Raw genomic sequence first — 24,461 nt, 5'->3', positions numbered from 1 at the left:
AGAGCGCGAGCGTTTGCGTGTTCCATCTAAGGCTTAGTGACGGCAGAGGTAAAACAGCTCTTTCATTTGATTTGGTTGCATGCGTAACTTTTTTCAAATTATTTAAGATAGATGCATTGATTCCGCGCCTCAACCTTTCATTAATTAAAGCTATATTAGTTGCTCTCGTCCGTCATCGATGTCTCCTTTTGATCTGTCATCTTTAAAGTGGGAGGCCGATGGAGAGATGTCTGCTCAGGACACATTTGTTCTTGTCACTCGTCTGTCAAGAGTGGAGGAGCAGGCTAATGCATCGTGTCTTTTGCATCTGTCTTCGAAGCACAGTCATTCAAAGCGTCAGACCAAGTTCAGGTAATAATAAGCCATTGATAATTATTTAATTGATTAAATTTGTTCAAAACCTCGATCCTCCTCACATCGCATTTGAAGTCTGAGTTTTTGATATTGGATAATAGCCTTTTCCCTTGTTAAATGTGGGAAAAGCTCCACTGCTTCACACTCATTGAGAGGTTCAAGAAGCCAATCTTCACTTGCGTTTGGTGCTATGTCTTTACCTGATCGATCCCAACGAGGCTTGATTGGGATCCATTTGCTGATGGATCGTCTCCATTGATCAAAAAGTTGTAGAGGGTGATTCATTTCTGAGTTTTAGGCTTGGAAGCTTACGCGTTGATAGCAGAACCAGAGCCACTGCTGAAATAACAAATTGCGGTGGGATCTCCACAATGTTTGCGGATGATCTGCGTCGAAGTTTTCAGGAGGCGGTACGTCACCACGAGCCTTGTCGCGCTCCATTTCCGCCACAATCCTGCCCACTGTATATTCCGGGTGTCCAAGATGCATCAGCTGTCGTTGATCTGGGGTCTCGAAAATGGTGTATCCAACTGACTCACCATGGGCTAGCAATCGTAGTCTTCCTTGTCGCTCTGCGGCTTCCATGGCTGTATCTGGTAGAGCTGCATGCCGACTTTGTGGACACAGAAACTGATCATTTTGCGTCCCCATCAATGAATGACCTGGGACTAGGCTTCGCATCGGAAAGACACCAAATAATTTTTTATCCAGTGCAATCTTATTGACACCTGCCATGTACGCCATGGCAAATCCTGCCCAACATAAGCCCAGTGTGCTTGCACACATCTCTTTTGCTTCGTTGATGAGTTTTACCAGTTCTGGCCAGTAGCGTACGTCCTCAAATTCCAGGTGCTCAACAGGCGCACCGGTGATGATTAGGCCATCCAAAGGGCGTTCTGCATTGGCAGCTTCCCAACTCACGTAAAGCTCATCGAGATGAGATTGGTCCCAGCTCTTGTAGGCATGGGACTGTAGACGAATCCAGATTGGTTCAATCTGGAGCACTGATAGACCGAGGGGGTGCAGCAAATTAAATTCATATTGTTTTCCTAAAGGCATGATATTCAGGATACCGATTCGCAATGGTCGTATGTCTTGCCTTTCCGCTTGTTCTGGTTTGATCCAGGAGATTCTATTCCTCTCGACTGCGGTGATCTTGTGATAATTAGGTGGCAGGATCAGTGCCATTCAGTTGTACCTCCTTATCATCAACATCCTGACTTCAAAGCCTGATCAAAGTCAGCCTTAATGTCATCGATGTGCTCGAGTCCTACCGACACTCTGACCATTGTTGGAGTCACTCCTGCAGAGGCTTGTTCTTGTTCGCTTAATTGTTGATGCGTTGTTGATGCAGGATGAATTACAAGTGTTTTTGCGTCTCCTACATTCGCCAGGTGACTCGCCAACTTTAGGCTGTCGATGAAATGTACGGCATCATCGTATCCGCCTTTTAGTGAGAACATCAGCATGCATCCCATTCCACGTCCGCTCAGATATTTCTTGGCCGCAGCGTGATACGGATCGCCGGATAGTCCCGGGTAGCTCACGTGGCTCACCATTGGGTGGTCGTTCAGCCAGGTGGCGAGATCCATTGCATTTTGAGCGTGTCGCTCGACTCGTAGGCTTAGGGTTTCCAGGCCTTGCAGCAAAAGAAAGCTGTTGAAGGGGCTGACAGCAGGTCCCCAATCGCGTAACCCCTCGACGCGTGCTCTCAACGCAAAGGCAATATTTCGATCGTCAGGCAAACCAAGCATTTTGCAGATCTCACTCCCGAAACCAAATGCATCCCAGTGCACGAGTCCGTGGTATGCAGCACTGGGTTGACTCATCAACGGAAACTTTCCATTTCCCCAATTAAAAGTTCCAGCATCAACAATCACACCGCCGAGGCTCGTACCGTGCCCTCCGATCCATTTTGTGGCGCTTTCGACAACAACATCAGCCCCGTGCTCGATTGGTCGCAACAACGCACCACACGCTCCAAGGGTATTGTCAACGATCAGGGGAATCCCGTTCTCCTTGGCTAATGCTGAGAGACCTTCAAAATCAGGAATGTTGAAGCGTGGGTTACCCATCGCTTCGACGTAGATCGCTTTAGTTCCTTGATCAATTTGTTTTGCAAAGCTTTCAACATCATCGCCATCGGCGAATTTTACGTTAATGCCAAGTCGAGGGAATTGAACTTTGAATTGATTGTATGTTCCTCCGTAGAGATACGAAGTTGAGACAAAATTATCCCCAGCCTGCATGCAGTTGGTGATGGCCAGGAACTGTGCTGATTGGCCTGATGCCGTTGCTAGTGCAGCAACGCCACCTTCCAACGCTGCAACGCGCTTTTCGAAGACATCCGTTGTCGGATTCATCAAGCGTGTGTAGATATTGCCAAATTCCTTCAGGCCAAACAGGTTGGCGCCGTGCTCAGCGTCGTTGAAGACGTAGGAGCTGGTTTGGTAAATCGGAACCGCTCTCGCGTTCGTGGTGGGATCAGGCACCTGACCGGCATGCAGTTGCAGTGTCTCGAAGCGCTGATCTGTCACGGCGTTGGGAGAGTGAGTTGTCTTCGTTCTAGCGTTCAGTTGGGCTACTCGGCTTCAAGCAGCACCAGGATCTGGTTTTTCGCTGTCGGCGAGCGATGGAAGCGTTTGCCGCAGCAGTGGCGTCAGCTGATCGCGAACGTCGTTTCGAAACGATTCAGCGGTGGTTCCGAGCAGTACGGGATAGGACTGATCTCCACTGTCTTCGACCAGGTGCCGCCACTTGCTGTTTTCCTTTTCTTTCAGCACCGTCAGGGCCGCCTGAAAGTCGTAGCTGCACGCTTGCATCTGATCGGCTGGTAGAGCTGCAGCTTGTGCAGACATTTGGGCGCGGAAATTGTCGAAGGCTTTTGCTTTCAATGTGTCAGGCAAGCCAAGCACCGGTTCGAAATAATCCAGGAGCCGGAGTTCTTCTTCAAGCAAAATCGGCCATGCACCTTGTCCACCATCCTTCAGTTCCATGGCAGCTTCGGCCTCCTTCATGGCATCCAGGTGGAAGCGCAACCAACGGTAGTAAGACTTGTCCTGAGTGCTTTTCTTAGCCGCAGCCTTTCCGGTGACCAAGGCTGGTAAGGCCGCCTCTGCCTTCCGCAGGAACAGGCGATCTTCCCGTTCAAGATTCATCGCACCCCACCGCTGCCGGTAGTCCCAGAGTTCCGCGTAGCGATTTACATCGTCTGCAGACCAGCCGAGACCAGCGAGTTCATCGGCACGATGGGTCAGTTCCTTAGCCACGCAGCTTGTTCAGTCCTGTCCCCAGAAGCGTAGATGGCAGAGGTTTGAACGATGCTGCGTGGATGGTCCATCCACCGGGGTGACGGTTAAGGGTTTGGCGGCGCGCTGTGGGGGTGCTGTTCGAGATAGTCCTCAACGGCAATCGGCTGATCACTGGCATAGCCCTCGTTTAGCCAGAGGTCACCAGCTGACGAGGCGTAATGAATTTGCCATTGATGCAAGCTGCGATACCTGAGGGGGTGCTGCTTGAGCAGAGCTGCGTAGTGGAGGACGGCCTTGCCGTAGTGATCGCTGTTGTTGTAGCCCCACAATCCTTTGCGGATGTCATCGAGGCCTCCTCTGCGGACGAGGTAGCGCGCTGCTGCATGAATGGAGTCCCAGGGATCTCGAATGTCCCCGCCCTGACCGATGCCGGGTTCTGTCCACGTGGTGGGCAAGAACTGCATCGGGCCTTGGGCATTGGCCACAGAAACGCCGTCAATGCGCCCCATCCCGGTCTCCACCAGATTCACGGCTGCCAGAACTTCCCAGTCGATGCCCGTGGCGGATGATGCACTGCGGTAAGCATTGAGCAGTTCATCAGCTGATGCTGGAGCTTGGATACGCCAGGCAGGAAGCAGGCTTGACGCTGGTCCACGATGCATCGCTAGAAATTCCCTGCGAGCTGCGATGTGGTGATCAAACACCCAGTGCCATTGAGGGGAGAGTTGATTGCGCACCGCCCTACTCATGCTGGGGTCACGCGACAAGGCCCTGTAGATCACTTGCTGTTGATGAGCCAGAACTGCAACGCTTTCTGATGTGATGTTGGGATCGACAGCAGCCGTTTCCACAAGCGCGATGAGGTCGGCAATCTCCCTTGGCTGTGTTGGCACGACTGGATAGTGCCGGCCATTCGGCGCCAGAGGCAGATCGTCGCGCGTTGGCAGCCCTCTAGCCACGTTCGTGGACTGCGGCAGTGCTCCGGGCTGACCTCTGGTTTCCAACGTCTGGCAAGACACCGTGAGTGGTGAAAGCAAGAGGGGCAATCCCAGCAGCACAGGCATCCAGTTTTTGGATGGTGGTGGATGAGCCATCACCACTTCAAAAAGCTCCTGCGATCGTGAAAGTCTGGTTTGTCCCCGGGATGTTGCAAAGCCCAATAACTGAGACGGCCTGTTTGGGTTTCCAAAACAGCGGAGATGGCCAGCTCTGGAAGTTGTAAATCTTCCCACCAAGGTGACAGGTTCAGGGTGATGCTGCAGCAACACTTCCGATCACTCTGTTTCCAGGACGTCGTCGGGATATCAGTATCAGGCTCTTCCTTTCCTCCGCTGCGATACGCATCGAACTGATAGAGATTCCAGTGTCCTGAAGGCGCCACATTCAGTTCCCAATACTGTTCCGAGTCTGGTTTGCCGAAAAAGGCCTCGAAGCAGGTGTGCTTCCAGAGATTGTCGTGCCTCTTTTCGCTTGCTTCGCTGCCGGACGCGTCAGCAGATGTGATTTTCAGGTCTTGGAGGGTCTCGGTGTCGAGATTGGCCTGAAGATTAAACGTCAGTTCCAGCAAACCCGTCTCCAACCAGAGCACTTCAGCAACCATTTGCAGCGAAGGTTTTGGATCCGACTCAAATGGATAAAGCCTGCAGACCTGCCTCACCATCACGGGGTGTCTACCCATGGTTCAAGGTCCCTGCTGTGATCGCGCTGGCCTGCATCAAGATCCCGCCTGGACCTGGGTGGTCATGGGCAGTGTGCACCCTTCCCTCCATCAGCACCACCCGTTCAACCTGTCTGCAGGATGAACCGCCTTTGTTGGAGCACGTTGTGACGGCACCGATTCAATGGACTTTGGTGGGTCTGTTGCATGCAGCCAATGCGCTCCTTCGCTTCAGCGTTGCCTACCAATTGATTGATGCAAGCAACTGATTTGGTGTGTTTAAAGCTGTGAAATCCTTGGCTGGGTCATTGCTTCGAATGAATGACTGACCGGCCATCTGATCGGTTGTTTCTGTAAGAGTTTCCCCGATGCACTTGCGGAGCTTGCAAATGATTGATGGGCTCGATCAATATTTCCTCCTGGAATGGTTGTCTGCCTGGCTGGTGCTGAACTGGGGCGCGCATCTGGCTTTGACTCAGAACGTTGAAGAGCCTCGGGGGGATCGGCGATCCTGGCCTCGTGCGACTGAGCAATTTCCCTACATCCTCCACGCCGCTGTGATCGGTTGGCTCATCCAATGGTCCTGGCAGTTGCTTCCTCCGATTGGATAGGGGTTGCCGCAAGGCATGGATAACCCCAGGGAGTCATGGTTTTGTTCGGGCCATCCGTCCATCAGCAGACGCTCTCTGCATGCCTGTCCTTCCAACCAAAACAAAGCTGCTTCCCCATGGCGCCATGCGGAAAGGGACGTGTCGTTGACTCCTCCTCACGGTCCGTTAGCGATCAGGCCTCAACGGGTCCAGATCTTGAGATCCTGGTTCAGTGTTGGTGGCCGTGACTGTGATCATGGCCGCTGTGGTCATCGCTGCCGATGTTGTCTTCTTCGCAGGGGAGCCAGATCCCTTCCCATTCATAGGCACCTTCGCAGCCAAGCTCCTGGGCTTTGGATAGAGCCTCTGCTTCGGTGGCATATCCGAATTCATCCTCTGCAGCAACGGTCGAAGCCGTCAACAAACTGAGAATGGTGGTGCCGGTGACAATCAGCAGATGGATGGGAGAGGTCATGGATTGTCTGCGATCTGAAGTGTTACTAGCAGTCATCCATCTTGAGGAGGACCGGTAACCACGTGGTGGTTTTTGCGCTGTTGAGAGAGCTCACCGATCAGAGTCTGGATGGCAGACCACTGGGCTTCGATTGATTCGGTCAACGCGAACTGAACTCTCGCGCGATCTAAGTTCTGGTTGGCCCGATCCGTTCGGAAATAACGATCGCCTGCGAGGTGATCCGTGAGAAAGCGCAGGCCCAGTTCCAGAGGGATCAATCGGATGCAGTCCGGCAAATAGTGGAAATCTTCCGGCGTCAAAAAAGAACGCCCGATGCTGAGATAGCCCTCGAGAATCGCCCGACACAGCTGGAGATCAAACGACACCCGGTCGGGCGTCAGTGTTTCCTCCCCGAGTCGGTTGCAGCCTGAACGCAGGCAGTCGCCAATGTCGTAGTGCACAAGCCCTGGCTTCACGGTGTCGAGATCAATCAGGCCGACGGCTTGACCGCTGACGTCATCGATCATCACGTTGTTGATCTTTGGATCCCCGTGAATCGGACGCCGGTGCAGAACGCCTGATTCGCAAGCCTTCTCAAGCACATCAAGGCCTTGCCGTCGCGCGTTCACAAAGTCCAGAGCTGCGTTCAGCTGCTCGTCGGTGTTGGGCTTCGCGGTCGCCAAAACGGCATCAAATTCCGACAGATAGGTGGGCGTGACATGGAAGTTTTCCAGGGTGTCTGCCAATTCCTTGGTTGGCAAATCACTGATCAGGTGGTGGAACATTCCCAAGCCGTAGCCCAGTTCACGGGCTTGGGTAGCGTTTTCAATCACATCACTCGTGGTGGCCGCTCCGATGTACGTGATGGATCGCCAAAATTCGCCTTGATGTTCAACCCAGTGGGCCTCCTCATCGAGGGTGGGCAACACTTTCGGGACTTCCCAACGCCTGCCTGTGAGTTCCGGGGGTTGTGCGGCCAGCTTTTGCTCGACGTGATCACCAAGGCGTAGAAGATTGCGCATCACCAGCTCGGGTTGTTCAAACACCTCCCGGTTCAGGCGTTGCATCACGAAGGCCTGGCGTGGGGCATTTTCGGCCAGCGTCACCAGAAAGGTGTCATTCACATTGCCGGATCCAAGCTGCTGGATTTCAGCGATCTGGTCAGGCGGATGAAAAAGCCCAGCAATGGTCTGCAGGATCGACATGGAACCTGAAGCGGATGCAGACACGTCCAATCGCATGGGTCTCAAGGCAAAACATCGCGCCTTTTGGTGTGCCTGACAGAACGCAGTGTGCGGTCAATCAGCCGGGAAGGCGGCAGCATGGGTTCCGATCACTCAACGGCACTGGTGCCAAGGATTCTCCACACGGCTGATTGGCAGATCGGCAAGCCTTATCGGTGGATCGATGATGGCCAGAAACAAGCACGCCTGCAGCAGGAGCGCGTAGAGGCGGTCGGGCGAATTGCCGAGATTGCGCGTCAGGAGGATGTTGACGCGGTCTTGGTGGCAGGGGATCTGTTTGATTCCAGCACCGTTCCTGCAGCCACGGTGATGGAGGTGTTGGAGGTGGTGGGGTCCATGTCCTGCCCTGTTCTTGTAATCCCTGGGAACCACGATCACGGGGGTGTCGGAGGGATCTGGCGACGTGAAGACCTTCAGCGTCAGATGCAAGATCGTGCGACCAATCTTCAGCTCCTTCTCGCTTCCGAGCCGGTCTTGGTGGCGGGAATCACCGTGTTGCCGTGCCCATTGTTGCGACAGCACGAAAGCCGCAACCCATTGCTCTGGCTTGAACAACTCGATTGGCAGACGCTCGATCCGTCAGCCCCCAGGGTGGTTCTGGCCCATGGCTCGGTTCAGGGGTTTGGTAACGAAGATTCCGTCAATCGGTTGGTCTTGGATCGATTGCCGTCGGATGAAATTGATTACGTGGCACTCGGTGATTGGCATGGATTGATGTCGGTTGATCGCAAGGCCTGGTACCCCGGAACGCCCGAACCAGATCGCTTCCCCAATGGTCCTGATGACAACCGTTCACAAGTGTTGTTGGTTGATTTGGACCGCAACCTCCCAGCTGAAGTCAGACCTCACGCGACAGGTCGGTTTCAGTGGCATCGCATCACGATGACGCTCAATGGTGATGGCGATTTGGCAAGGCTGGAGCAATCCTTGAGCGACTGCATCGGCCGACGTGTAGGGCGCGATTTGCTGCGTCTTGAACTGAATGGACAGCTGGGTTGGTCGGCTCACCAGACTCTTCAGAATCGATTGGAGGATTTGCGGGAGCAGTTGCTTCATTTACGTCTGCGAGGGGAGTTGCATCGCCTCCAGACGGCTCTTGAGCGTGACCAGCTTTTGGATCGCTTGGAAAGTCCTTTGGTGAATGCGATCGCGAGAGACCTCCAGGAGGAGCTTGAGCAAGCCATTGATCCCGTCGCCGAGCAGGCTCTGATCGAACTGCATCGTCTTTGCGCTATTGACCCATGCGCTTGATTCGCTGCCGACTGGAGAGCGTTCGCCGGCATCGTGTGTTGGAGCTGAGCTTTGCAACGGGATTGACGTTGGTCGGTGGTTCCAATGAATCCGGCAAGAGTTCATTGGTGGAGGCGATGCATCGCGCGCTCTTCGTCAAAGCCACTGCCACTGGAGCCGCCACCAGGGACCTTCGCTCGTTGACCCATGCCGGATACCCCCAGGTGGAGCTCACTTTTGAGGCCAAGGGGCACTGTTGGTCTCTGCAAAAGTGCTTTCGCGGGGCTAGTGGCACCAGCCGACTCAGTCGAGCTGGGCAGGAGGCTTTTCTGGGCGCTGATGCGGAAGATCACTTGGCCAGCTTGCTGGGTGTCGACGAGACCATCGGCAGCCGCCAGGCGAACCGAATGCTTCCGACGCGTTGGTCCCATTTGTGGGTGATGCAAGGACTTGCCGGCAGAAACCTGCTTGATCTGGATGCCAAGTACTACGACTTGAATGGGTTGATTGCAGCGCTGGAAACCCAAGCGGAAGAGTCACTGCAGTCGCCATTGGATCAGCATGTCTACGAACAACTTGAGTCGTTAGTCGCGGCAAGCCTGACCAGTCGAGGGGTCAAGCAAAACAGCGAACTTTGGAAGCGGCGACAGGAACTCCAGCAAGCGATCGAGCAGCGAAACGAAGCCGAAGAGAGGCTGGCGACCTACGAGCGAGCCTGCCGCGACTTGGATGACAATGAACAAGCTCTTGCTGACCTCGAGCGGCAAGCTCCTGAACTGCAGCGTCTTCGTCAGCAACACACGGATCTGAAGGATCTTCAACAGCGTCTGGCTCCCTTGCGCCTTCAACAGCAGCAGTGGCAGCAGGAACTCAACGGTCTGAGACATCTGAACAACGCCATCAAAACTGCAGAAACGGCCATGGTTGAAGCACGCCGTGCATTGGAGATTCAGGTTCAGGCTTCTCAGAACCGCATTCAAGATTTGGAGAAACAGCAGACGCTGCTTGATCAACAGGATCGAGAGCGGCTGAGCCTCGAAGAACGCGGCCAATTCCTTCGGCGAGGTCAGGATCAACAACGTCTACGGGCCAGGATTGATCAGATTCAACGCCGCCGTGAGCAACAACTGAAACTGGAACATCAGCAGGCTGAGCTCCGCCGTGGTTTGCGGACGATGCCCGGTGGGGATGCCAAAGCGTTGTCTGAACTCCAAACCCAGCATCGTCGACTGCGTGAGCTGGAGATCCGACTTCAGAGCATGGCGTCGCGCATTGAGGTGATCACAACTGATCTCGGGGTGACTGTGGATGGCGAATCCGTCGCCACCGGAGAGGCGGTTCACCGGGCAGGCGCCTTTCGTGTCGCCGTTGGAGATGGTGTCGAGCTCGTAGTGAGTCCTGGTGAAGGCACAGGCTGTTCAGAACTGATTGACGAACAGGAGCGTGCGCGAACGCAATTGCAGGCCGCTCTGACGATCTGGGGCGTTGACAGTGTGGATGCTGCTGAAGCTCAGTGTCGAAGCCGTGATCAGCAACAACAGGCGTTGTCGTTGATCGATGCACGGTTGCGTCAACTAGTAGAGCAAGACGGCCCATCTGAGAGCTCTGAAGCTCTGGAGAAACTGCAGACCCAGCTGGATGCTCTGCAGCAGCAGGCCGCCGCGTTTGAGCCCGAGCACTTGCCAGCGGAGATCGTTGATTTTGATCAAGCGCTCGAAGAATGCCGTCAGCAATATCGAGCAGCGCAGGAGCAACTGCGCACCTTGAAACAGCGCCTGGACCAGTCCGATCAAGCCCATCAGCGCAAGGAGCGTCAGTTGCAGCAGCACCTTCTGCACCTGGAGCGGCTGGTGGTCGAGCATCGCCAAAAGATGGATCAAAAAGGGGCGATTGAGGAGCGGCAGGGATCACCCGATCAGATCCGCACTCGCCTTGAGGCCGTCACGCAGGAGTGTGAGCAGCTTCAACAGAAACTGGATCAGGTGTGTGAGGCCAGCGGGTTGGCCCCAGGTCTCGATGCTTCGCAGGCGCTGGTTGCACTGGATGACCGAGAACAGCGCCTGAATCGACAACTCGCGGATCTCAACCGCGAACGCGGTGCTCTCTTGGAGCGTTGCGAGCGGCTTGGTCACCGCGAGCTTCATGCTGAGTTGGAGGAAGCCATTCAGCGGCAGGAGGTTGCTGTTCAGGCAGAACAGCAGGAGACACAACTTGTGGATGCGCGCGTGTTGCTGTTAAAGCGTTTTCAGTCGGCCAGGTCAGACTTGTCACAGCGTTATTCCGCTCCGCTGAGCAACAGCATTGATGGCTTCCTGGCTCCATTGCTTCAGGAGTCCGGCGATCGTTCCGAACTGCGGTTTGATGCAAAGGAGGGGTTCAGTGATCTGCGTTTGCAGCGTTCGGGCCAAAGCATGGATTTTGCCCAGCTCAGTGGAGGCCTAAAAGAACAATTGAATGCAGCAGTTCGGATGGCCATGGCACACACTCTGTCTGAGGCCCACGATGGTTGTTTGCCTTTGTTGTTCGATGATGCTTTCACCAACACAGACCCAAGGCGTCTGGAGCTTGTGAAGCGCATGTTGCGTCAGGCTGTGGACCTTGGCCTTCAAGTGGTGGTCTTGAGTTGTGATCCTGATCCCTATGTTGAGATTGCTGATCACGTGGTCTCGCTGTAGTTCCGAACGCGCAGCACTTGGTTTTTAAAGTGCGTTTTCTATCACATTCATGGCTTTGAGATAAGCAGGGGTTTTATTGTCGCCATCTTGTTCTTCAAGGCCATTGTCATCCCCGATGAGACGTCGTGCATTGTCAGCAACAACGGCGTTCACCAGAAGATCCATCGCTTCATTTTGATCGAGATTCTGAAGTGCTTCGGCGTAGCGGCGGCTGTGGGTTGGTCGCACGGATTCCTGGCAATAGTTCGATAATTCGCGGCTTTCTGTCATCACGGAAAAAGCCACATCCTTCGTTGCTGAGTTTCCGTAAATGGCCATGTACAGAAGATTCACCATGGACGCATCGTGAACAGGAATCGCATATTTGCGCGCAATCTGCGGCCAATATCGCAAGGCTTTTAGGCCTTCCAAGCCGCCTTTCCGAAGCCCCTCATTTTCACACCATTGCTCCAGTTCCTCCATGGAGTGCGGGCAGCGTTGTTCCCTGCGCATCTGCTCTGCCATGACTTGTCCGGCCTGGAAATTCCGGGTGGGTTTGCCCGAGACGGGCTGCATCATGCTGCCGCGTACATCGGCAACCATGGCGGTGAGTTGGGCAAAGGTGTGGTCGCGTACTTTTTCCATGTCTCCACCGCGCACCAACGCAGCTTCGATGCGCTGCACTCCGTAACCCAGTTCCGTCAGGGCAAAAGGCTGGCGGTTGTAAAGGCTCTGTCTGTTACGACGGGCCATCGACACGGTGGCAGCCTGGTCCAGACACTGATCCAGCAGAAGCGTCAGCAAGGTCGGCAAGACACCGGGATTGTCCTGGTGATAGGCGTACCCGAATCCAGCGAACACTGAGGACATGTTCTTGGCGGCCTTGATGTATTGACCTTCAACGTTGTGGACCCCTGCAGACACCTGAATGTTCGGGGATAGGCGGTCAAGCATGCGAGCTCCCCACAGTGCTGTTAGGGCATTGGGATGACAGAAATTGGCCGTGAAACTGTCGAGGGGATTGCGCAGAGCTCCGTGCCGATGGAATCCGGAGAAAAATCCCAGGCTGGGCACCTTTTCGCACAGCACATAAGACTCGTTGGCGATGTTGTCATGGCCGAACGATCCCGCGAGACAGGCCAACACCACGTGCTGCCGGCCAAGCTCTTCCCGTAAGCGACAGGCTTCCTGAAGATCCTCTTCCACATGGTTGCTGTTGGCACTCAGCACCACCAGCTCACAGCGCCTCAGCAGATCCGCCAGTGAATTGGCGCGGCGCCCGCCTTCGTGGGCATGCGATCCCATCCTCTCCACGGAGGCAACATGTTGAGGATCCATTCCGTCGAGAGCGGATTGAGGAAAGGCTCCGAGAAGATCTCGTCCTGGGCGTGGAGCGAGCAGGAGATTGTCTTCATCCCTTTGCTGCATGGCGCAGTTGTAAGCAAGGGATGCCGGATAAAGGCCCACGCTGTAGAACCCCACCTTGCCCCGCTCCAACTCCCAGACCCGTTGACGGACCTGATCACGATCCAGGCTGCGCGGGAAGAAGCCGTTGGATTGCATTTGCTCAGAAAAGCTGAGACTCATTGCCGCAACCGGATGGGTGTGAGTGGATCGTGGTCGTGCTTCCAGTCTGCTTCACGAGTTCGACCCGCCCGATCGTCCCTTGATCGCTCACTGCTGGGAGGCTGTTGATGGTGCTACGCAGGCCCACTCGGCCTCTTCGCTTCTGCTGTACCCAGAGATCGCGCCCATGCTCGCCCTGCCTACCGGCGTGTAATGGGTCTGAAGTGATTGGCGATCCAGGTCGTGCATGGGATGGTGATCACCATCGCTGGCATGACAGAACACTGATGGATCTTGACGCTTTGCATCAGGAGCTGGTCTCCAGCCCAGATCTGTTGATTGTTCAAGACCTCGATGGTGTCTGCATGCCCTTAGTGCGGGATCCACTTACCCGCCAGCTGCCGGCGGACTACGTGAAGGCCGCGTCGCGCTTGCGTGGCAGTTTCTCGGTGCTGACCAATGGTGAGCACGAAGGTCGACGCGGCGTGAATCGCCTCGTTGAGCAGGGGTTGGATGATCCTGGTCAGGCGCGGCGGGATGGCTTGTATCTCCCAGGGTTGGCGGCCGGTGGTGTTCAGCTCCAAGACGAATTTGGTTGCCTGTCCCACCCAGGGGTCAGCGATGAAGAAATGGCGTTTCTCGCCGCAGTTCCGGAGCATCTGGCAACCCTGCTCGCTCAGGTTTTGCCGGATCGGATGCCCGAGCTCAGCCGTGATGAGCTTCACACCGAAATTGATCGCGCCATTCTCGACATGCAGGTGGCACCAACGATCAATCTCAACAGCCTTTATTCCAGGGTTCCTGGAAACGTGCTTCGTCAGCGTTCGCTGCAGGCGATGTTGGAAAGCGTGATGCAGGAGTTGATGGCGATGGCTGCGGACCAGGGGTTGTCGGAGTCATTCTTCCTTCATGTCGCTCCGAACTTGGGCCGTGATGCGCAAGGGAAAGAGCGTTTGAAACCCGCAACGCAGGGTGATGTCGGCAGTACGGATATTCAATTCATGCTGCGTGGTTCGATCAAGGAGGTGGGATTGCTCGTGTTGATCAATCGCCATATTGCCGCTCGCACGGGCACAGCCCCGTTGGGGGATCACTTCAACGTCCGCACCGCACCTCACGACCACAACTCCCTAATCGAACTCTGCAAGGAGCGAATCCCTCGCGATCAGATGCCCCATCTGGTTGGCGTCGGTGACACGGTCACATCCACACCTTGCTCATCCGGTGAAGGGTGGTTGAGAGGCGGAAGTGATCGAGGCTTCCTCACGCTTCTCCAGGAACTGGGAGAGACCTTCGGACAATCCAATCGTGTGGTGCTTGTTGACAGCAGTGGCGGTGAAGTGGATCGACCATCATTCTCGGATGGAACGTTCGAAGGAATTAGTGACCCGGACGATCCGCTCCAATTTGACGTCTGCATCCCGGGAGGCCCAAATCAATATGTGGCGTGGTTCATCGAGATGGCGCAAGCACGAAGCATGGCGTGCCTAGGCCGTTGATGTCGGCAGAATCAACATCAGCTGCTTCCTCAAAGCTGGTCACGTCAACGCCACCGTTCAATTCTGAATCGTTGTCTTTTCCCCCGCTTCGTCGTCAGCGTTTGTCGACCCTGCAGGTGAATCTGGGATATCGCTGCAACCAGTCCTGCAGTCATTGTCATGTGAATGCAGGCCCCTGGCGTCAGGAAATGATGGCCCCGGACTTGATTGAGCTGATTCCTGAGGTGCTTGCAGCTCAGAATTTGGCCTGCTTGGACCTGACCGGTGGGGCTCCGGAACTTCACCCTCAGTTCCGGTGGCTTGTTGCCGCCGCGCGTGCTTTGGGCGTGACCGTGATTGATCGCTGCAATCTGACGATTCTCAGCGAACCCGGCCAAGAGGATCTGGCTCGTTTTCTTGCTGATGAAGGTGTTCGTGTTGTGGCATCACTGCCCTGTTATGAGCAGGAACGCGTGGACCAGCAGCGTGGACAGGGGGTATATGAACGCAGTATCGCCGGGCTCAAGCTGTTGAATCAGCTTGGCTATGCCCAGCCTGGTTCCTCGCTGGAGCTGGATTTGGTGTTCAATCCGTTGGGCCCTGCACTGCCTCCCCCGCAAGCGGCGTTGGAGAAGCAGTATCGAGAGGCTTTGCTGCAGTCCCATGGGATTCGCTTCTCCCATCTGCTCACAATCACCAACATGCCGATCCAGCGCTTTGCGAGGGATCTCCAGCATCAGGGTGCTCTGGAGAATTACATGTCGACCCTCAAGTCAGCTCATCGTTCCGACAACCTGAGTCAAGTGATGTGCCGGAGTTTGATCAGCGTCAATTGGACAGGCTCACTCTTCGACTGTGATTTCAATCAGCAACTCGATCTACCGACCGCTGGAACCGCTCGTCAACTGATCGATCTGCTCCATACCGAAGATGGATTGATCGAGCAGCCCATCGCTGTGGCTGATCACTGTTTTGGTTGCACTGCTGGAGGTGGTTCCTCCTGCGGGGGTGCCCTCAGCTCTGGGTGACCATCGTGGTGGCTGGGGTGAACAGGAACACCAGCTCACCCAACCGATACTCCTGTCCGTCAAGGGCGCGAACGCCACCTGAAACGAAATCAGCAGTCCGTTGAGCTGTAATGGCGTCCATGTGGCTCAGATCAAGCACCACGCTCTGTTGTCCACGCACCGCCAAGACGGCTGACATGCCTTCATCGATGGAATGAGGACAGATCAGCGTGAACGTGTGCGAACCGTTGGCAGCTTGAGGATTCATCAATGACAGCCTGCCAATCTTTGAGTCCGGCTGCACAAAGCGTCATCATGCGCCCATGACTGAACCTGCAACACCTGATCCCTCACCAGCGCACTGCGGTAGTAAGCCCAAGCGTTTTGCGGTTGGGATTGCTCCACTAGGAACGGTCTCCATCGGCATCGTCCCGATGGGCGTCATCTGCATTGGTGTGGTGCCCATGGGCGTGGTTTCTATCGGTGTGGTCGCGATGGGAGTGATCAACCTGGCCATCGTCGGAATGGGGTTGTTGGCGGTTGGTGTCAACACAATGGGTGTCTGGACAGCCGGTCCGATGAGCATGGGTCTCGTCCGTTTGGGTGGACAGGGCCAAGGTCATGACCACAGCTCCCATCAGGGTTCAGTCCGATCAGAGGATCCACGCTTCTTGGCCTACCCCACCCGCGCTGAAGCGGAGTCGCAGGCGAAGTTGATTGGCTGTGAAGGTGTGCATCAGATGGGCAGTCACTGGATGGCATGCTCAGAACATCCAGCAGACCATCGCTAGAACCTCAACGGCAATCTCGACAGATGCCCCGCACATTCAGGCTGGAATCAATCAGTTCGAAATCGAATTGACCACAGGCGTCACGACCGGCTTGAAGCACCGCCTCGCTTTCGAACTCTTCTGTTCGACCGCAGCGGACGCACACCAGGTGGTGGTGATGGATGTGCTCCGCGTCAGCCAGTTCAAATCGACTGCCTCCCTCGCGCAGCTCCAGCTCCTGCAGGAAGTCCATCTCCACCAGCAACCGCAGTGTCCGGTAGATAGTGGCCAGCGACACCTTCGATTGTTGATCCACCAATTGGCGATGGACCTCTTCTGCACTGAGGTGACTGCCACTGCCAATCTGTTCGAACAGATCTAGAACCAACCGACGCTGTGGGGTCATGCGTCTACCGTCTTGGTGCAGACCCTTTTTCAGGGTTCCATTCGCTTCAGCCGGTGAGCTTGCTGGCGACATGGAGAGCGGAAGCATCGTTTCTCAATAGTAAGCACTATTGAGACTGAGGAACAGGGGGGTGTGGTCCAGAGGAGGCGCATGGTCGGGTGGACGATCACCGGAGGCAATGAAAAGTGAACCCGATAAAATGAGCAGATTCTTCGATGAGTTGAGTGTCAGTCCCCTGGTCCGTGACGATGCGCTTCATCGCAAGCGGGCTCTTTCTGATCGCTCATGGTCTGCTGGTGTTAGAGCACATTGCATTGGGGACAGCCCTTCACGGTGTCGCTGAAGTGTTTCTGGCCCCCTGGGCTCTGCGGCATCGAGCCTGGGATCTGATCGTCATCGGTTTGATTTTCTGTATTTTCGATTTGTGGGGCACTCTTCGCTTGATCAACGTGATTGGTTGATCGGAAGTGTCTCCATCCACCAGCGGTATACACGTCCAGCATGTGCTGGATGATTGGAGGGAATGGTGACGACGATCAACTTTTGATTGTTCAGCCGATAGTCATATCGACAGAAACCAACCCCGGTTCCGGAGCAAGAAGCCAATGACGACAGGCTGTTCCCAGCGAGCACATATTCAAAAGGCTGGGCTTGATCCTCTGGGTCAGGTTCCCAACCCGAAGCTGTCAGTGTCTGATCAGCGTGGAGAATCGACTGACCTTGCTTGAGGTCGGGTGACAGCGTCTCGGCAGTGGCTGCAGTGATCAGGCTGGTGAACGCAAGTCCGAAGAAGACCAGGAAGCAACGCATGCCAGTGGAAATCGCACTTCAGGCATAGCCATGGCGCAGCGATTGGGGCCACAGCTCAGATCTGCTCGTCTTCCGCTACACGGGCTCCCACCACAAGAGCTGCAAGGAAAGGAAGGATGGCAAAAGCAGTGAGGATTTCCATGGTGTCTAAGCGATAAGAGATCATCACGGTTTCATCCAACGTTGTGCCGTTGCAACTGTTACTGCTCAGACTGTCGTTTGCTGCGGTGGCTGAGTTGTTGGTCACTGGATTCGTACCTGACATGTTGCTCAAACAGACATTGAAATTGGATCAGCGATTTGACTTCCGCGTGAAATTAATCCACTGATTCACATTGGTTCCCACTGACCACATAAGGCGCACGGGCTTCCGGACAAGCGTTTTGATGTGTTTTGTTGCTTCCAATGACTCACTGAATCAGTTGTCTCACCGTTGCAGCCTTTTGCTGTGCGCTAAACGGTCACACTTGGTGCTCTGAGACAAATCTGTTGTTCACCTATGAATTTTGCCTTAACGTTGATTTGATCGTTGTGATCCTGATCGCTGGAGTGCTAGGTGGCTAATCCAACAAAAAAGCGACAAAACCGACACGAACAACTGATTCTGTCAGCGCAATTGGCACTTGGGGCTTTATTGGCTTACTCGGTTGGCTTTCGTTTTACTGCTTTATTTCCTGACTATTTACCGAAGATCGGTGGTTTATGGTCTGCCATCTCAGTGGTTGTTGTGATTCAGGCAACTCGGCGTGAAACCACCAGCTCTGCGTTTCTTAGGATTGTCGGTTCCGCTATTGGTGCTTTGGTCAGTGGTCTTTATCTCACATTGTTCAAATTCAGTGCCATCGGGCTTGGGTTGTCTGTTCTCATCACAGGACTGATCTGCACAAGTTTGAATCGTCCAAATTTCAGCCGACTGTCAGCCATCACTGTTCTTGTTGTGATGGTGACAGCAAGTTTGGATTCAGCACTGAATCCCATGGTCAATGCCCTGCTTCGATTGGCTGAGTCATGCATTGGTTCAATGATTGCCTTTGGTGTCGTCGTTCTTTGGCCACAGCATTGGGGGCGCCGTTCGATCGAGCCTTAAGAGTGATGTGACTGTCTCCTATGTCCTTGATTGAGAGTCTCAGATGCCATCAAAGCCAAGAAATCGTGTCGGAGAAGTCTATGGACGTCTCACTGTTGTGAGGTCGTCTGAACGCAGAACCAAGAGTGGAAATGCGTATTGGTGGTGTCGTTGTGTTTGTGGTCGAGAAAGAGAAGTTCCGAGTGATAAGCTTTCGCACAACACAACTCGACGAAAGCCAGTGGTGACGGCTTGTCTCGAATGTTCAAAAGAATTGCAGGTTGAAGGCGTCTACGCGAAGAATGATCGCGAGGAAGTTGAACGACGCAATCAGGCTAAAGAGAATCGAGAACGGCTGATCGGCCAAGTGCCTGATGCCTGGTTGAGGATGCCATTCACCGATGCTCATGCTCGAGAGTTGGGAGAACTTCACTTCTTCCGGGGGACTCGTTGTCTTCGCAATCATCTGGCTCCTTATCGAATCAACGGAGGATGTTTAGCCTGTGCTGGGCAGGTTCCTTCTGCGTTGGTGAATCCGCCTGCTAAAGAGTGAAGCGACCGTTTTGAGTTGATCCAAGCTCATTGCAAAGAATATTTTACCCAAAGGGTCAAAGCGTCGTGATCATCAGAAGCAACGGTTGCCGTTTTTATGACCATCTGATCATCTCAACGCTCGTTCATGATCCACGATCTCAGACTCTTTGGACCCAGCAATGCCAGGAGGAGAAGAAAGTACAACTGATTCAATCATTCCTGGTCTTTCTAGTGTCAATTCCCACGGGTTGTCAGGAATGAAACAAATCAATCCTTGATTTAATCAAAAGAATGACGAATGGAGCTCGATTCGGGCTACTTCCGAGAAGGATCGTTGCATAAGCTGGCGCTCGTTGATGGTTGCCAATTCAACTTATTACGCCGGAGCGATGGTCTTGTCATTCATTGCCATTGAGTGTGTGCCACTGAGAAGATTCTCGAGAAGTGGCGATTAGTGGGCAGATTTTGTTTTCCAGATTGAAAGGATAAATGCGTTTTATATGCCATTATCGATTGCCAAAAAGCCTCAGGTATTGATCGTCAGTCGATGATCTTTTCACTGATTAGAATTTCCGCAATTCCCGCTGTCCAGCTGAACTTGTTCCTGTTGAAGTTGGTGCTGACGGAGCACTTGGTACCACTCCTTCGTTGGAGTTGTTCACGCAGTCCTTCGGCTCTTTGATGGCTAAAACAATCACAGCCATCGACAGCAGAGCTACGGCAATCGAGTGGATCGGTGCCCGAAATGTTTTGTTCATACTGCCATTTTGCAGCGAGCTTTCTCAGGATGTCTTGGAGTGGCGGATCTCGATGGTTCCCTTCAAGCACCCTGGGAATTGGCGTGCCTGATGTCAACTCGCCTTTTTTTTCATCCACCCCAAAAGCATCTCCACCACTTCACCTCTGCTGTTGGTGCCCCACTCACGCTGTCGCTTGTCCAGCACCGCCACTAGTTCAGGGCTGAGTTCAACCGTGTTGTCCTGTTCGTCGCGAGACTTCATGGTCATTAATCAACACCGAGCTTTTTTAGCTCTGGTCAGATCATTTGTCCTGTGTTGGCCCTTGTTGTGATTGCGTCAAGCCCATGGATGGGCGCATCCAACGCAGCATGTTGAGCGTCACAGCGCCAGATGGGCAAAGATTCAGCTGGCTGATGCCAGCGGATCGGGGATCACATCCGTGGGTGCTTCGAATGTCCCTTTGAGGACAAACTCAAGTCGCAGCTTCAAGAAGGTAATGAATTTGGCGTCAGTGGAAACCACCGCTGCAGCAGGCTGGGGCAGTTGGCCTTTGATGTCAGACAGGCTTGGGCTGTCAAGAAACACGGGCTGCCGAACCAGCCAGAAGTCAATGTCCTTGTTCTCTTCGGCGTAGTGGCGACGGCGTTCTTTGAGAACCTCCTCAAGCGGCTCCTCTTGGGTCAGAAAGCGCTCGCTTGCAGCAACGAAGTGGTACACGGTCATGGCGCTCAGCTTCCAAACAAGGGCTCACGCCGGGGATTCTGTACCAAAGCGCGCATTTCACTCACAGCAGCTTTCAAGCCGACGGCTAACGCCCTGGCAATGATGGTGTGACCGATGTTCAACTCCTCCATCCCCTCAATGGCCGCGATGGGCTCCACGTTCTGGTAGGTGAGGCCATGCCCGGCGTTCACTCTCAGCCCCATCGATCGAGCCCACGCCGTGGCCTCCGTCAGCCTGGCGAGTTCCTGCGGTTGATGTTGCCAGTCAGCTTCCGCATAAGTGCCTGTGTGGAGTTCAACCCAACGCGCCCCTGAGTCTGCACAGGCTTTGAGTTGAGCTGGATCGGGATCAACGAACAGGCTGACGGGAATACCAGCAGCCTGCAGCCGCTGAATCATGTCGCTCAGCGTTCCCTGCTGCATTGCCACATCGAGGCCGCCTTCGGTGGTGACCTCTTCGCGCCGTTCCGGCACAAGCGTCACCATGTCGGGTTGGATCCGCAGGGCAATGGAGACCATCTCCTCTGTTGCAGCCATCTCCAGGTTTAAACGGCTTCGAACCGTTTGCCTTAACAGTTCAACGTCCCTGTCTTGGATGTGGCGCCGATCTTCACGTAGGTGAACGGTGATTCCATCAGCTCCACCCAGTTCCGCCAAGAGGGCCATTGGAACTGGATCAGGTTCAACGGTGCGCCGGGCTTGGCGCACGTTGGCAATGTGGTCAATATTCACCCCAAGGCTGGCCACAACACGGTCTCAACGAAGCTCGAATCCTATTCAGCTCAACCCGTGTGACGGCCGAAGGATCAACTGCCCAGCCGAACGGATTCAGTCGGATTCTCACCAGTACTTTCTAGGAAGTGGAAGTTCGGACCAAGGCGGTGTCCAGCACCCTGGCGACACGTGCATCAGCTCTTGAAACGGATATCAATCCGTTTTGGGCACCCTTGGCCATGATCCTCACCCAAGACGTGGCCCTGCATTACCTGCGTGGCCGCACGGTGCTTGGTGCTGAAAATCTTCCCAAACAAGGCCCCGTCCTTCTGGCGCCCACCCATCGAGCCCGTTGGGACGCGCTGATGATCCCGATGGCCGCTGGTCGTCGTGTGACGGGTCGTGATTGCCGCTTCATGGTCACCCGCACCGAGATGTCAGGCCTGCAGGGATGGTTTCTGCACCGGCTTGGTTGCTTTGCTGTTGATCAACAGAAACCGTCGTTGACCACCCTGCGTTTCGCGTTGGATTTGCTTGAAAGTGGCCAACAACTGGTGGTGTTCCCTGAAGGCCGGATCAACCGCACAGATGATCCGATCAAACTCGAACAGGGTTTGGTGCGTCTTGCGCAGCTGGCGCATCGACATGGCGTGAATGTGCAAGTTGTTCCAGTGGGACTTGCCTACAACCCAGCCCGACCTGGTCCTCGCAGTCGTTCGGCCATTTGCTTCGCTCCTGCACTGTCGGTTCAAGGAAAAGGCAAAGACGAAACTCTTCGTTTTAACCATGAACTGGCCGCCAGCATGCATACGGCTGAACAAGCGGCCCGGGAATGTATCGATCGACCACTCCATTGCACGTAAAGTCCGCGCAATGAAACCTGGTTCCATGCGTTCACGCCTCTTCTGTTCAGCGTTAGCCCTGACGGCAGGCTTGATCGCCAGTCCAGCCATGGCTCAGTCGGCGTCAGAGTCCCCCAGTGCAGCCACCAAGGTTCTGGCGTCAAGCGGTTCTGGTTTCAACGTTTCAGCTGTTGAGTCTCTGATCGAGCGCGGTGACGCCGCTGTGGCAGCAGGCAACCTTGCGCAAGCCAAAAAGGATTACGACAACGCCAGAACAGCTTCTAAGCAATTGCTGGCGTTTTATCGCGATCTGTCCGGCGCGTTCCGTGGCCTTGATGCCCGAATTCCTCGCGAGATGGACACCAAAGGACGCGAAGCGCTCGTGCTTCTGGCCCAGACCAATCTTCGTCTTGCAGCCCTGTTCCGCCGCCAAGGTCAGCCGGAAATCGCTGTTCCGGTACTGGTGGAGGTTGTTCGTCTGATGACTCCCGCTAAGCCGGAAGGTCAAAAGGCCTATCAGAGCTTGATCGAACTTGGATTCGTCGAAACCCCATACCGTGGGGCCAGTGCTCTGGAGTGATGCCAGCCGGCATCTGCCTCCATCTGCCAGCATCGGGTCAGTTCACTCCATGAGTTCATGGTCCAGCCGGACGCCGTCTGCTCCGCGATCCGTCGTGCCATTCCCGACGCTCAAGTGAGCGTTGAGGACCTCACCGGTGGCGGTGACCACCTCCAGGTCAGTGTGGTCTCTACGGCATTTGATGGTCTGAACAAAATCCGTCAGCACCAGTTGGTGTATCGGGCTCTGAAGGAAGAGCTTGCTTCGGAAGCCATTCATGCCTTGGCGTTAAACACTTCCACACCTTCCTAAATTTTCCAACCCTGAAATTTTCAAAAATGGACACTCAGACGCAAACCCGAATCGAAAGCCTAATTAAGTCGAGCCCGGTCTTCGTTTTCATGAAGGGGACCAAGCTGATGCCGCAATGTGGATTTTCAAACAATGTGGTGCAGATCCTCAATGCATTGGGTGTGAGTTTTGAAACCTTTGATGTTCTCTCCGACATGGAGATTCGCCAAGGTATTAAAGAGTTTTCAGATTGGCCAACAATCCCTCAGGTTTATGTGCAGGGAGAATTCATGGGTGGCTCTGACATCTTGATTGAGATGTACAACGACGGTACTCTCAAAGAAAAGCTGGACATCGCTCTTGCAAGCTGATCCCTGAATCCAAGAATGTCTTGACGACCTCGATGTAGTCAGCATTATTATCGATGTAGGTTTTGTGACCTGCATCGAGCAACACTTTGAGTTGTGCGTTGGTCCCAATTTGATCCCTTGCTTCTTGCAGAGTTCTTGGTGTTGCTGTGTCATATTCACCGCAAATCAAGAGGGTCGGAATTGAAATTTGGTTGAGGCTTGGAAAAAAGTCGAGATTTCCAAGTACACCCGAATGCTCAAATTCACTAGATCCCCACATCTGATTGTAGAGAGTTGTGTTGGATCGCCTACGTTCAGCAAGCAGTGTGTTGATGAATTGATTGTTTCTTGAAAAATGTCGACGTTCAAACTCAGCATCGATATCAGCAACCTTTCCCAAATCAGATTTAATTTTGTCTACCAACGCGTTGCAGTCTTCAATCCATCGTCGTGTCGACAACAGTGGCGATGAGAGCACCAAGGCACTGACGCGCTCTGGATGATTCAGACAAAACTGCGTCATCACGCTTCCACCCCAGGAGTGACCCAGGAGTGAGGTGCGTTCAATCTCGAGCCGATTGAGAATCTGTAATGGCTCAAAAGCAAACCGCTCCAGTGTTCTTTGCTCAGGCAGCAGTTCTGCTGGGGATGAGAACGATCCGAGTTGGTCGTAAAAGATCAAAGGCCTTTGGTCTGCCAGTGCGTGCAAAGCGTCATAGAGACCGACGCTGGAACCACCAGGTCCTCCGTGGGTCACCAGCAGGGGTGTTCGTGTCCGTTCTGGCTCCCCATGGGGTTGGTAGAGGCGAATCTCAACATCACCGCCCTGAACTGGGATGCGCTGAACCTGTTCGAGCGAATGGCGATTGATGGCCATGCCGAGACCAGGTCTTAGTACTGATTGGGATGTTGATACAAGGTTCTGACATCTCCTTCCGGGCCAATGAAGCTCGATGGATCAAGAATCCAACGCTCAATCAACATCTCCAACTTGGTCATCTCTCTTGGATCGAGATCCCCAGACCGACGCAATGCATGCAGATAGCCGTCTGCGTAGAGCCGAAGTTCTGACGGACCGTGGTAGCGAGTGGTCAACTCCTGACAGGCATCACACAGAGCCTGGAAGTGACGAATTGCTTCCGGGTGCTGAAGGGATGTCATCTTTGTTGAGG

30 protein-coding genes are annotated in these 24,461 nt (G+C 54.3%); 13 read left to right on the top strand and 17 right to left on the bottom strand.

The features are described from left to right. Positions 1–648: 648 nt before the first annotated feature. The 5 genes from SynA1560_RS08355 to SynA1560_RS08335 all read right to left on the bottom strand — a co-directional run bounded on the left by SynA1560_RS08355 (position 649) and on the right by SynA1560_RS08335 (position 5,283). On the bottom strand, positions 649–1,542 hold the full coding sequence (locus tag SynA1560_RS08355; RefSeq protein WP_186500118.1) for a homoserine O-succinyltransferase: 894 nt from the start codon (positions 1,540–1,542) through the stop codon (positions 649–651). 20 nt (positions 1,543–1,562) lie between these two features. Beyond that, positions 1,563–2,891, bottom strand: coding sequence for an O-acetylhomoserine aminocarboxypropyltransferase/cysteine synthase family protein (locus SynA1560_RS08350; protein ID WP_186500116.1), 1,329 nt, complete (start codon positions 2,889–2,891; stop codon positions 1,563–1,565). Positions 2,892–2,945: 54 nt separating this feature from the next. Further along, positions 2,946–3,623, bottom strand: a complete 678-nt coding sequence (locus SynA1560_RS08345) for a hypothetical protein (RefSeq protein WP_186500115.1) — start codon at positions 3,621–3,623, stop codon at positions 2,946–2,948. An 86-nt stretch (positions 3,624–3,709) separates the two neighbouring features. Next, a complete protein-coding gene (locus SynA1560_RS08340) occupies positions 3,710–4,699 on the bottom strand; it encodes a lytic transglycosylase domain-containing protein (protein WP_255476891.1) in 990 nt (329 codons plus the stop codon). Continuing rightward, positions 4,699–5,283: a DOMON-like domain-containing protein gene (locus tag SynA1560_RS08335; protein WP_186500114.1), complete on the bottom strand. Its 585-nt coding sequence runs from the start codon at positions 5,281–5,283 to the stop codon at positions 4,699–4,701. Before SynA1560_RS08335 ends, SynA1560_RS08340 begins: the two co-directional genes overlap by 1 nt. A 71-nt stretch (positions 5,284–5,354) precedes the next feature. Here SynA1560_RS08335 and SynA1560_RS08330 point away from each other — a divergent pair, with 71 nt between their 5' ends. Next, positions 5,355–5,531: a hypothetical protein gene (locus SynA1560_RS08330; protein WP_186500112.1), complete on the top strand. Its 177-nt coding sequence runs from the start codon at positions 5,355–5,357 to the stop codon at positions 5,529–5,531. A 550-nt stretch (positions 5,532–6,081) separates the two neighbouring features. Here SynA1560_RS08330 and SynA1560_RS08325 read toward each other — a convergent pair. Both SynA1560_RS08325 and SynA1560_RS08320 read right to left on the bottom strand, forming a co-directional pair. Continuing rightward, a complete protein-coding gene (locus SynA1560_RS08325; RefSeq protein ID WP_186500111.1) occupies positions 6,082–6,327 on the bottom strand; it encodes a DUF3721 domain-containing protein in 246 nt (81 codons plus the stop codon). Positions 6,328–6,359: 32 nt separating this feature from the next. Beyond that, positions 6,360–7,511 (bottom strand): phosphotransferase enzyme family protein, encoded by a 1,152-nt coding sequence (locus SynA1560_RS08320; protein WP_255476890.1) that lies wholly within the window; start codon positions 7,509–7,511, stop codon positions 6,360–6,362. Positions 7,512–7,628: 117 nt separating this feature from the next. On the opposite strand from SynA1560_RS08320, the gene SynA1560_RS08315 reads away from it, so the two are divergent. Then, on the top strand, positions 7,629–8,801 hold the full coding sequence (locus SynA1560_RS08315; RefSeq protein ID WP_255476889.1) for a DNA repair exonuclease: 1,173 nt from the start codon (positions 7,629–7,631) through the stop codon (positions 8,799–8,801). Continuing rightward, positions 8,792–11,455 carry an ABC transporter gene (locus SynA1560_RS08310; protein WP_186500110.1) on the top strand — a complete coding sequence of 888 codons (2,664 nt, stop codon included), beginning with the start codon at positions 8,792–8,794 and terminating at the stop codon, positions 11,453–11,455. Before SynA1560_RS08315 ends, SynA1560_RS08310 begins: the two co-directional genes overlap by 10 nt. 24 nt (positions 11,456–11,479) lie before the next feature. On the opposite strand, the gene SynA1560_RS08305 is transcribed toward SynA1560_RS08310, so the two are convergent. Beyond that, positions 11,480–12,997: a hypothetical protein gene (locus tag SynA1560_RS08305; RefSeq protein ID WP_186468870.1), complete on the bottom strand. Its 1,518-nt coding sequence runs from the start codon at positions 12,995–12,997 to the stop codon at positions 11,480–11,482. Positions 12,998–13,287: 290 nt separating this feature from the next. On the opposite strand from SynA1560_RS08305, the gene stpA reads away from it, so the two are divergent. After that, positions 13,288–14,499 (top strand): glucosylglycerol 3-phosphatase, encoded by a 1,212-nt coding sequence (gene stpA / locus SynA1560_RS08300; protein ID WP_186500109.1) that lies wholly within the window; start codon positions 13,288–13,290, stop codon positions 14,497–14,499. 71 nt (positions 14,500–14,570) lie between these two features. Beyond that, complete coding sequence (gene arsS / locus SynA1560_RS08295; RefSeq protein ID WP_255476888.1) at positions 14,571–15,506, top strand: arsenosugar biosynthesis radical SAM (seleno)protein ArsS; 936 nt, start codon at positions 14,571–14,573, stop codon at positions 15,504–15,506. Here arsS and sepF read toward each other — a convergent pair. Beyond that, the gene (sepF, locus tag SynA1560_RS08290; RefSeq protein WP_186468867.1) at positions 15,493–15,753 is read right to left on the bottom strand and encodes a cell division protein SepF; all 261 of its coding nucleotides are present in this window, start codon (positions 15,751–15,753) and stop codon (positions 15,493–15,495) included. The two genes, arsS and sepF, sit on opposite strands and share 14 nt — an antisense overlap. 55 nt (positions 15,754–15,808) lie before the next feature. Between sepF and SynA1560_RS08285 the strand changes: the two genes are divergently transcribed. After that, positions 15,809–16,276, top strand: a complete 468-nt coding sequence (locus tag SynA1560_RS08285) for a hypothetical protein (RefSeq protein WP_186468866.1) — start codon at positions 15,809–15,811, stop codon at positions 16,274–16,276. A 4-nt stretch (positions 16,277–16,280) separates the two neighbouring features. Here SynA1560_RS08285 and SynA1560_RS08280 read toward each other — a convergent pair whose 3' ends face one another. Beyond that, positions 16,281–16,733: a Fur family transcriptional regulator gene (locus SynA1560_RS08280; protein WP_186471108.1), complete on the bottom strand. Its 453-nt coding sequence runs from the start codon at positions 16,731–16,733 to the stop codon at positions 16,281–16,283. A 176-nt stretch (positions 16,734–16,909) separates the two neighbouring features. Here SynA1560_RS08280 and SynA1560_RS08275 point away from each other — a divergent pair, with 176 nt between their 5' ends. Next, a complete protein-coding gene (locus SynA1560_RS08275; protein ID WP_186471107.1) occupies positions 16,910–17,122 on the top strand; it encodes a hypothetical protein in 213 nt (70 codons plus the stop codon). On the opposite strand, the gene SynA1560_RS08270 is transcribed toward SynA1560_RS08275, so the two are convergent. Then, the gene (locus tag SynA1560_RS08270) at positions 17,106–17,471 is read right to left on the bottom strand and encodes a hypothetical protein (RefSeq protein ID WP_186468865.1); all 366 of its coding nucleotides are present in this window, start codon (positions 17,469–17,471) and stop codon (positions 17,106–17,108) included. The genes SynA1560_RS08275 and SynA1560_RS08270 overlap by 17 nt on opposite strands. Positions 17,472–17,526: 55 nt before the next feature. Next, the gene (locus SynA1560_RS08265) at positions 17,527–17,736 is read right to left on the bottom strand and encodes a hypothetical protein (protein ID WP_186501705.1); all 210 of its coding nucleotides are present in this window, start codon (positions 17,734–17,736) and stop codon (positions 17,527–17,529) included. Positions 17,737–18,027: 291 nt separating this feature from the next. On the opposite strand from SynA1560_RS08265, the gene SynA1560_RS08260 reads away from it, so the two are divergent. Both SynA1560_RS08260 and SynA1560_RS13810 read left to right on the top strand, forming a co-directional pair. Next, complete coding sequence (locus tag SynA1560_RS08260) at positions 18,028–18,558, top strand: aromatic acid exporter family protein (RefSeq protein ID WP_186500107.1); 531 nt, start codon at positions 18,028–18,030, stop codon at positions 18,556–18,558. A gap of 43 nt (positions 18,559–18,601) precedes the next feature. Further along, positions 18,602–19,090, top strand: a complete 489-nt coding sequence (locus SynA1560_RS13810) for an early protein (E6) (protein WP_255476887.1) — start codon at positions 18,602–18,604, stop codon at positions 19,088–19,090. 832 nt (positions 19,091–19,922) lie between these two features. Here SynA1560_RS13810 and SynA1560_RS08255 read toward each other — a convergent pair. From SynA1560_RS08255 to SynA1560_RS08245, 3 genes are all read right to left on the bottom strand, one after another. Beyond that, positions 19,923–20,072, bottom strand: coding sequence for a hypothetical protein (locus tag SynA1560_RS08255; RefSeq protein WP_186500106.1), 150 nt, complete (start codon positions 20,070–20,072; stop codon positions 19,923–19,925). Between the two features lie 141 nt (positions 20,073–20,213). Then, positions 20,214–20,534: an MgPME-cyclase complex family protein gene (locus tag SynA1560_RS08250; protein ID WP_186500104.1), complete on the bottom strand. Its 321-nt coding sequence runs from the start codon at positions 20,532–20,534 to the stop codon at positions 20,214–20,216. Positions 20,535–20,539: 5 nt separating this feature from the next. Continuing rightward, a complete protein-coding gene (locus tag SynA1560_RS08245) occupies positions 20,540–21,280 on the bottom strand; it encodes a pyridoxine 5'-phosphate synthase (protein WP_186468859.1) in 741 nt (246 codons plus the stop codon). Between the two features lie 134 nt (positions 21,281–21,414). On the opposite strand from SynA1560_RS08245, the gene SynA1560_RS08240 reads away from it, so the two are divergent. From SynA1560_RS08240 to grxD, 4 genes are read left to right on the top strand one after another with little or no spacing between them, the layout of a single operon-like run. Beyond that, positions 21,415–22,110, top strand: coding sequence for a 1-acyl-sn-glycerol-3-phosphate acyltransferase (locus tag SynA1560_RS08240; RefSeq protein ID WP_255476886.1), 696 nt, complete (start codon positions 21,415–21,417; stop codon positions 22,108–22,110). Between the two features lie 25 nt (positions 22,111–22,135). After that, complete coding sequence (locus SynA1560_RS08235; RefSeq protein WP_186500099.1) at positions 22,136–22,669, top strand: hypothetical protein; 534 nt, start codon at positions 22,136–22,138, stop codon at positions 22,667–22,669. A gap of 57 nt (positions 22,670–22,726) precedes the next feature. Then, a complete protein-coding gene (locus tag SynA1560_RS08230; protein ID WP_186468857.1) occupies positions 22,727–22,960 on the top strand; it encodes a BolA family protein in 234 nt (77 codons plus the stop codon). A gap of 26 nt (positions 22,961–22,986) precedes the next feature. Beyond that, a complete protein-coding gene (gene grxD / locus SynA1560_RS08225; protein WP_186468856.1) occupies positions 22,987–23,310 on the top strand; it encodes a Grx4 family monothiol glutaredoxin in 324 nt (107 codons plus the stop codon). Here grxD and SynA1560_RS08220 read toward each other — a convergent pair. Both SynA1560_RS08220 and SynA1560_RS08215 read right to left on the bottom strand, forming a co-directional pair. Then, entirely contained in the window at positions 23,276–24,166 is an 891-nt protein-coding gene (locus SynA1560_RS08220) for an alpha/beta fold hydrolase (protein ID WP_186468855.1), read from the bottom strand. The two genes, grxD and SynA1560_RS08220, sit on opposite strands and share 35 nt — an antisense overlap. Before the next feature lie 14 nt (positions 24,167–24,180). Continuing rightward, on the bottom strand, positions 24,181–24,450 hold the full coding sequence (locus SynA1560_RS08215) for a DUF6761 family protein (protein WP_186468854.1): 270 nt from the start codon (positions 24,448–24,450) through the stop codon (positions 24,181–24,183). Between the last annotated feature and the right edge of the window lie 11 nt (positions 24,451–24,461).

This window comes from Synechococcus sp. A15-60, from assembly GCF_014280095.1.
In the GTDB taxonomy this organism is placed as follows: domain Bacteria; phylum Cyanobacteriota; class Cyanobacteriia; order PCC-6307; family Cyanobiaceae; genus Synechococcus_C.
Note: the sequence above shows the minus strand (reverse complement) of the source record. Positions and strands in the feature narration are given on the sequence as shown.